Here is a 6,900-nt window from a genome sequence, read left to right as displayed (position 1 = left end):
CGCTTCGCCTTCGTCTCGTGGGTGCGGAGATGTGTTAATGAGACTGGAGTGAGGTGCTGTGCGGGGCGGGCGGGCCTCGCGGCTGGGGCGTTGAAGCTGTTCGCCGTCGATCCCCGATCAGTCGCGTATAACCGAGCGGCTGGGGCGTTGGAGGCGCTCACCGCTGATCTAGTATCAACCGTTTATAAGTGAGCGGTTAGAGCGTTGGAGGAGTTCCGACGATCAAAGAGGGGCACAATCAAAGAGACGCGCTCCGCGCGGTCTCAGGCGTACTTCGCGACGATATTGAGCACGTCGTCGAGCTCGTCGCCGTCGAGCGAGTACCGCTCTTGGGCGAACACCGAGCGCAGTTCGGTGCGGTCCTCGGGGAGCAGGTCGGCGATCTTCACGGCGGTCGGGATGTCGATCTGTTCGAGCTCCGTCAGCTCCTCGACGAGTTCGCGGGACTCCTCGGCGTCGAGCCGAGCGAACCGGTTGACGTGCTCGATCGCGCGGGCGAGCTCGTAGCGGAGGTCGCGCTCTTCGTCCTCGGCGCGCTCCGCCTCGATGTCCACGAGGACGTCCTTCGCCTCGGAGACGGTGACGTACTCCTCGTCGACCTTCTCTTTGAAGATCGTCATCTCAGTTCTGCTGGGCGCTCATGTGGGCGGCGCGGACGATGAGCGTCTTCGTCTTCCCGCCGTCAGGGATCTCGACTTTGAACGCGGCGCCCTGCTTGCCCACGACGGTGCCGGTCCGGCCGTCGAAGCGCGGGTGGAAGCGACCCTCCTGCACGCTGGGGTCGATCTTGAGGTGGACCTGCGAGCCCGTCTCGAACTCCTGGATGGCTCGCTGCGGCGGCGACGTGCCGCGGTCGCGCGGTTTGTTCGAGAGCTTGTCGCGGGTCGCCTTCTGGGGGCCATTGGAACTCGGCATGGTCTTGGGCTACGTTCCGCTGCCGCAGGTATAAATGGTGCGTTACGGGCGCCGCCCGAGAGCGGGTACCACACCGCGAGCCGCGGGCGGCGTCTCGCCGCCGACGACCTCCCAGAGACGCGATTACGACGGTCCGGTTCCCGCCCCGAGACCCCTCGCGACGGGCGCGAAAACTACCCTATGGAAGGCCCCCTATCGAAAGTGCTAATCCCGGGAGTTCCCTAACGTGTTCGTAATGAGTCACCAGCTGCCGGACGTACAGGCGTCGGCGCCCGACGTGACCGTCGGGCTCTCGCAGGTCGGCGTCACCGGCGTGGAGAAGCTCGTCAAACTCGCCCGCGGGGACAAGCGACCGATCGTGCTCATGGCCGAGTTCGAGGTGTTCGTCGACCTTCCGAGCGGGCGCAAGGGGATCGACATGTCGCGGAACCTCGCGACGATCGACGAGATCTTAGAGGAGATCACCCGCGAGGAGGCGTACCGCGTCGAGGACGTCTGCGGGGACGCCGCCGAGCGACTCCTCGAGAAACACGACTACACCACCACTGCCGAGGTGTCGATGACGGCGGAGCTGGTCACCCGCGAGGACACGCCGGCGTCCGGCATCGAGACGCAGAGCACGGCGACGATCGTCGCCAGCGCGACCGCGACCGAGGCGGGAACTCGCGAGGAGATCGGCGCGGAGGTCACCGGTATGACCGTCTGCCCCTGTTCGCAGGGGATGAGCGAGTCCCGCGCCCGCGAGAAGCTCGCCGACCTCGGCGTCGACGAGGAGACGACGGAGGAGTTCTTAGACGCCGTCCCGCAGCCGGGCCACTCCCAGCGCGGCCACGCGACGCTCACCGTCACCACCGACGGCCACCCGGACCTCGACCTCCGGGACCTCATCGACGTCGCCCGCGACTCGATGAGCGCCCGGATCTACAACATGGCGAAGCGCCCCGACGAGGACCACATGACCTACGAGGCCCACGCCGACGCGAAGTTCGTCGAGGACTGCGTCCGCGCGCTCGCGGAGGGGACGATCGAGGAGTTCGACCACCTCCCCGACGACGCCGTGGTCCACATGAAACAGTCGAACGACGAGTCGATCCACCAGCACAACGCCCACGCCGAGCGCGAGGTCACGATGGGCGATCTGCGGTCCGAGTTGAACGCGCGGTAGGCGCGGACTGGTCCTCGCTCGGGGAACGGCCGTGGTTTACCGGCGCTGCTGAGCTCCCGTTCTTCAGACACCTTTTGTCTGAAACAGTTGGCCGCTGAAGAGTGTAAATTAAATCGAGAGCCGTGGTACCGTGACGTTCGGAAGCGTTATCCCCCAAACGACGGTACGTTTGATTGCAATGGCAAACGGAAAAGTTGATTTCTTCAACGACACTGGCGGCTACGGTTTCATTTCGACTGACGACGGCGATCTCGACGACGACGAGGACGTGTTCTTCCACATGGAGGATGTTGGCGGTCCGGACCTCGAAGAGGGTCAGGAGATCGAGTTCGACATCGAATCATCCCCCAAGGGACCCCGCGCGACGAACCTCGTCCGCAACTAACGACTACTTCTGCCCTCGTTTGTAGCGACGGCCGGAAAGTTGTTCTTCCAGCCGCTTACATGCTTAGTCAGAGCCCTCTGTCTGTGTTGTACTGACCGGGGTTCGATGAGAGTGTGTCGCTGCGTTTCGAGTAGAGCAAGCTCATCCGAACGACAGCGGCTCCGCCTCCGCCCACCGCGGCTCGAACTCCTCGGCCACGCTCGTTGCGAACTCCGCGTCCTTCACGTCGATCATCGCGAACGGCTCGTCGCCCGAGAGCGGGTGCGGCACCTCGATGCACACCTCGATCCCGTCGAAGACGTTGAACGTGCCGTCGACGCCCGCGGTCGTCCGCACCTCGAACCCCTCCATCGTCGAGAGCTCCGCGGTGTACCGCCGGCCGACGCTCCGCGGCAGCGCGTCCACCGTCTCCGGCGACAGCAACACCCGGATCTCGACCCCGCGTTCGAGCGCCGACTCCAGCTCAGCCGCGACCTGTTCGCCGATCGTCCCGAGGTCGAACCCGGTCGCGGGCGCGCCGACGACGACGACCATCCGGCGCTCGGCCGCCGCGATCCGTTCTAAGAGGAGGTCCGTCGCCTCCTCCGCGCCGACCGCCGCGGTCCAGAACTGATCGTCGACCGGCTCCCCGGCGTCGAGTTCCGTCGAGAGGTCGGCGACCACCTCCTCGTACTGCTCCGCCTGCGTCTCCAGCTCCCGCTTCTTCTCGTCGAGGAGCCGGTCGAGGGCGGCTTCGGGCTCGACCGCCGCGTACTTCTTCGGCCGACTGGCGGCCTGGCTCCGAACGAGGTTGTGCTGCTCCAAGCTGTTGAGCACGTCGTACACCCGCCCCATGGGAACCTCGCTGGCTCGCGAGAGGTCCTTCGCCGTCGTCGGTCCGGTACGTAACAGCGCGCGGTAGGCGCGCGCCTCGTACTCGGAGAGCCCCAGGTCCCGGAGAGATGCCATAACTCTCCGATCACGCGGCACCGATATAAACACGTCGCCGGTTTACACGTTGATGCGGTGGTAAGACACAAATCGGTCCCGGCGGTCGATATCCCGAACCGCAGTAGACGGCCGAAAGCGGTCAAAGTCTCCGGATCCAGTATGCTACTCGGCGGTCTCGGCGACCCGTCGCATCAACTCGTCCGGCGTTTCCGCGGGCTGGGAGACCGCGTCACCGGCGATCACGACCGCCGATCCCGCGGGGACTGACCGCGGCGACGGCGACTTCTCGAGGTGGGCGTTCGGGGCGACGACCTTCTCGTGGTCGGCGACCCGCCACGCCGCCCGATGGAGGTCGCTTCCCGGCTCGTCGCCGACCGCGATAACGGTGGTGCCGCGGCGGAGACGCCCGACGAGGCTCCCGTAGCCGGCGACCTGCACGCCGAGCCGCTCCGTGGCGCCGGCGAACGACGCCGCGGTCTCCCGGGCGACCTCGCGGTACCGATCCTCGCCGGTCAGCGCCGCCAGATCGAGCAGCGCTGTCGCCATCTCGACGTTCCCGTCGAGCGGGCGAAACGGACGGTCGAGCAGCCCCGGGCCCGACCGCGGCCCGTCCACGAAGGAGCCGTCGACGTGGAGCCGGTCGATCCCCCGGTCCGCGACCGCGCGAGCGACGTCGGCGCCGTCGCCGAGGACCCCGGCGGCCCGCACGGACGCGCTCACGACGCGGGCGACGTCGTCCAGCAGGTCCGACTCGCCGACCTCGTCGCTGCCGCGGTAGTGGGTCACCTCGCCGGAGTCGGCGTCGATCAGGTCGCGTTCGAGGCCGTCGAGGATCCGGTCGGCGTACTCGCGGGCGCGCTCGTCGTCGGTGTACGCGGCGACCGCGAGCAGCGCGTCGGCCGCGAGCGCGTTCCCGCCCGCGAAGACGGTCAGATCGCGGCGGGGCGAGTCGAGGTCGGCGCGGTCGTCCGCGGGGGCGGCGTAGTAGGCGCGCCCGAGCCCGGGACCGAGGCTCCCGCCGACGCCGTAGCCGGTCCAGAGGTCGTCGGTGAGGAACTCAACCGCGTCGGCCGCGGGGTCTAGGTACGCCTCGTCGCCGGTGTAGAGGTAGGCGTTCGCGAACGCGCGCGTGACCGCCGCGTTCGTGTCGACCGGCTTCTCGTAGGCGACGTCGCCCCAGTCGCGGGTCCCCGCGAACCGGAAGAAGCCGCCGGCGACGTCGTCGGCGAGGTGGTCGCGCACCGCGTCGAGGGTCCGGAGGGCGCGCTCGCGGTCCCGCTTCAGCGCGAACTCGACGGTGCGAGGTAACGGGAACTTCGCGTCCGTCCCCCAGCCGGCGTGCTCCTCGTCGTACTTCACCTCCACCTGCCCGGCGAGGTGGCTCTCGATCGCGTCGGTGAGCTCCCCGCGGGGCGGGAGGTCGGCGTCGAGCGCGCGAGGGACCCGCCCCGCCGAGCGTCCCTTGTCGGCCCACATCTGCCGCACGGACTCGAGCACCTGCCGCATCCCGTCGACGTCGAGGTAGCCCGCGCCGGTGAGCAGTTCGCCGTCGGGCGTGAGGAACGCGGTGGTCGGGAATCCACCCATGTTGTACCGCTCCCGCACGCGCGGGCGGCGGTCGACGTCGACGCGGACCGGGACGAACCCCTCGTTGACGTTGGCGGCGATGCGGGGCTCGGCGTACGTGACGGCGTCCATCTCGTGACAGCCCTCGCACCAGGTGGCGGACAGCGAGAGGAGCACCGGGCGGTCCCGCTCGTCGGCCTCGGCGAACGGCTCGGACCCCCAGTCGCGCCACTCGACGTGCGTCTCGTCGGTCATACCGGCAGTGGGGTCGGACCGTGGGTAAGCGCTTCGAGACGGGCGGGAGAACGGCGGCGAACGCGATGACGACAGTCAGAGGGCGGCGCGGGAGGGAGGTGTGGTCGGCCGATACGGTGCGTTCGGAGGGCGGCGCCTCGGATTCGCCGGTCCGTCGATCCGCCGGTCAGCGCTTGTAGTCGTGCCCGAGTGCGAGCGCGATCGCGTTCGCGAACAGCAGGCCGACGAACAGCAGGCCGGTGCCGCCGTCGAGCCCCGCGTACAGCAACGCGGGGTACGTGGCGGGGATAGCGATCGCGGCCCAGAAGGCGGCTGCTTTCACGGTCCCGGTCATCAGTCCGGCGACCTGTCGGCCGGAGGCGAGGCGCGTGGGGGCGGGGATAGACATTGGACACTCACTCGTACGACAGGGGACCCCATATAGCCGGCAGAGGGTTCGGGGGATTTCACCACGTTTCTCGCCGATGAAGGACATTTTAAAAACGATTCAGAGACGGTTTAACTGTTTACGAAGCCCGCTCATCCTTTTTTCGGTCGTGATCGGCTATCGGGCCGGATCGCCGTCGATCGCCCCGCCGTCGCGGCGGGTACGCGACTGCCGCGGAACCAACCGCTTTGGTCCTCCGGAAGTACCGGTGGATATGACGAACACTGAGGCGACGGCAGAGCGCGAGGCGCGCGACGGGAGACGGATCGCGACCGACGGCGGGGCGAAGCCGCGCGTCGCGGTCGTCGCCTGCGGCGGCACCATCGCCTCCGAGCCGGACGACGGCGGCGCGGCGCCGGCGAAGACCGGCGACGACCTCGTCGCGGCGGTACCGGGCGTGGAGCGGTACGCGGCCGTGAGCGCCCGCGAGGTCTGCTCGCAGCCGGGGTTCGACGTGCGGTGGCGCGACGTGCTCTCGACCGCGACCGCCGCGCGAGAGGCGGTCGCGGACGGCGCCGACGGCGTCGTCGTCACCCACGGCACCGACACGCTCGCCGACACCGCGTTCGCGCTCGACCTGCTCACCGACCTCGACGCGCCGGTCGTCGTCACGGGGGCCCAGCGCCGGCTCGACGAGGCCTCCAGCGACGCGCCCGCGAACCTGACGCTCGCGGTCCGGGCCGCCGCGGACGACCGGTTCTCGCCGGGCGTCCACGTCGCGTTCGACGACGAGCTCCACGCCGCCCGCGACGCGGTCAAGGGCCACAGCAACGCGCTCTCGACGATGACCTCGCCGGGGACCGGCCCGGTCGCGACGTTCACCCGCGCCGACTCGCGGCTCGTCTGTGAACCGGAGCAGGGGGTCGGCGTCGGACCGCTCGCGGACGCCATCGACGGCGCGGAGCGGGTTCCCGAGGTGCCCGTGATCCACTCCGGAACGGGGGTCGGCGCCGGGGGCGTCGAGCGCGCGGTCGACGCCGGCGTCGGCGGGCTCGTGATCGAGGGGACCGGCCTCGGGAACGCGACCGCCGCGATCGGCGACGCCGTGGCCGACGCCCTCCCGGAAACGCCCGTCGTCGTCGCCGGCCGGCCCTCGGCGGGTCCGACCGAGCCGGTGTACGGCACGCCCGGCGGCGCGGTCACGCTGGCGGAGCACGGCGTGACGTTCGCCGGCCCGCTCCCGGCGTCGAAGGCGCGGCTCGCGCTCGCGCTCGGACTCGCGGCCGGCCTCGGCGGCGGGGGACCGGGCGGCGCCGC

The 6,900-nt window shown here is 69.5% G+C and carries 8 protein-coding genes and 1 pseudogene; 4 read left to right on the top strand and 5 right to left on the bottom strand.

Annotated features, from left to right (window positions below; genetic code table 11):
• A pseudogene (locus OQF71_RS13285) lies at positions 1-192 on the top strand (hypothetical protein); the annotation flags it as partial.
• 71 nt (positions 193-263) lie between these two features.
• Here OQF71_RS13285 and OQF71_RS13280 read toward each other — a convergent pair.
• Together OQF71_RS13280 and OQF71_RS13275 are read right to left on the bottom strand one after the other, a co-directional pair.
• Complete coding sequence (locus OQF71_RS13280) at positions 264-620, bottom strand: RNA polymerase Rpb4 family protein (protein WP_280588238.1); 357 nt, start codon at positions 618-620, stop codon at positions 264-266.
• 1 nt (position 621) lies between these two features.
• Entirely contained in the window at positions 622-915 is a 294-nt protein-coding gene (locus tag OQF71_RS13275; RefSeq protein ID WP_256407531.1) for a 50S ribosomal protein L21e, read from the bottom strand.
• Between the two features lie 235 nt (positions 916-1,150).
• Here OQF71_RS13275 and mptA point away from each other — a divergent pair, with 235 nt between their 5' ends.
• Both mptA and OQF71_RS13265 read left to right on the top strand, forming a co-directional pair.
• Positions 1,151-2,080 (top strand): GTP cyclohydrolase MptA, encoded by a 930-nt coding sequence (gene mptA / locus OQF71_RS13270; RefSeq protein WP_280588235.1) that lies wholly within the window; start codon positions 1,151-1,153, stop codon positions 2,078-2,080.
• Positions 2,081-2,258: 178 nt separating this feature from the next.
• A complete protein-coding gene (locus OQF71_RS13265; protein ID WP_094522207.1) occupies positions 2,259-2,465 on the top strand; it encodes a cold shock domain-containing protein in 207 nt (68 codons plus the stop codon).
• A 141-nt stretch (positions 2,466-2,606) separates the two neighbouring features.
• Here OQF71_RS13265 and OQF71_RS13260 read toward each other — a convergent pair whose 3' ends face one another.
• From OQF71_RS13260 to OQF71_RS13250, 3 genes are all read right to left on the bottom strand, one after another.
• Positions 2,607-3,413 carry a TrmB family transcriptional regulator gene (locus OQF71_RS13260; protein ID WP_280588233.1) on the bottom strand — a complete coding sequence of 269 codons (807 nt, stop codon included), beginning with the start codon at positions 3,411-3,413 and terminating at the stop codon, positions 2,607-2,609.
• A gap of 144 nt (positions 3,414-3,557) precedes the next feature.
• Entirely contained in the window at positions 3,558-5,216 is a 1,659-nt protein-coding gene (locus OQF71_RS13255) for a DUF255 domain-containing protein (RefSeq protein WP_280588232.1), read from the bottom strand.
• Positions 5,217-5,382: 166 nt separating this feature from the next.
• The gene (locus OQF71_RS13250) at positions 5,383-5,604 is read right to left on the bottom strand and encodes a hypothetical protein (RefSeq protein WP_280588231.1); all 222 of its coding nucleotides are present in this window, start codon (positions 5,602-5,604) and stop codon (positions 5,383-5,385) included.
• A 253-nt stretch (positions 5,605-5,857) separates the two neighbouring features.
• Here OQF71_RS13250 and OQF71_RS13245 point away from each other — a divergent pair.
• Positions 5,858-6,900: asparaginase (locus OQF71_RS13245; protein ID WP_280588230.1), on the top strand; the 1,043-nt coding region annotated here is incomplete at its 3' end.

Source organism: Halorubrum sp. Boch-26, assembly GCF_029889805.1.
GTDB lineage: Archaea > Halobacteriota > Halobacteria > Halobacteriales > Haloferacaceae > Halorubrum.
The sequence above is the reverse complement of the archived record's forward strand: the minus strand, read 5'-3'. Positions and strand labels throughout refer to the sequence as shown.

Bases quoted from the DNA above. Each gene is read 5' to 3' on its own strand.
- OQF71_RS13280 (WP_280588238.1), bottom strand. From the start codon at position 620: ATGACGATCTTCAAAGAGAAGGTCGACGAGGAGTACGTCACCGTCTCC.
- OQF71_RS13275 (WP_256407531.1), bottom strand. From the start codon at position 915: ATGCCGAGTTCCAATGGCCCCCAGAAGGCGACCCGCGACAAGCTCTCG.
- mptA (WP_280588235.1), top strand. From the start codon at position 1,151: ATGAGTCACCAGCTGCCGGACGTACAGGCGTCGGCGCCCGACGTGACC.
- OQF71_RS13265 (WP_094522207.1), top strand. From the start codon at position 2,259: ATGGCAAACGGAAAAGTTGATTTCTTCAACGACACTGGCGGCTACGGT.
- OQF71_RS13260 (WP_280588233.1), bottom strand. From the start codon at position 3,413: ATGGCATCTCTCCGGGACCTGGGGCTCTCCGAGTACGAGGCGCGCGCC.
- OQF71_RS13255 (WP_280588232.1), bottom strand. From the start codon at position 5,216: ATGACCGACGAGACGCACGTCGAGTGGCGCGACTGGGGGTCCGAGCCG.
- OQF71_RS13250 (WP_280588231.1), bottom strand. From the start codon at position 5,604: ATGTCTATCCCCGCCCCCACGCGCCTCGCCTCCGGCCGACAGGTCGCC.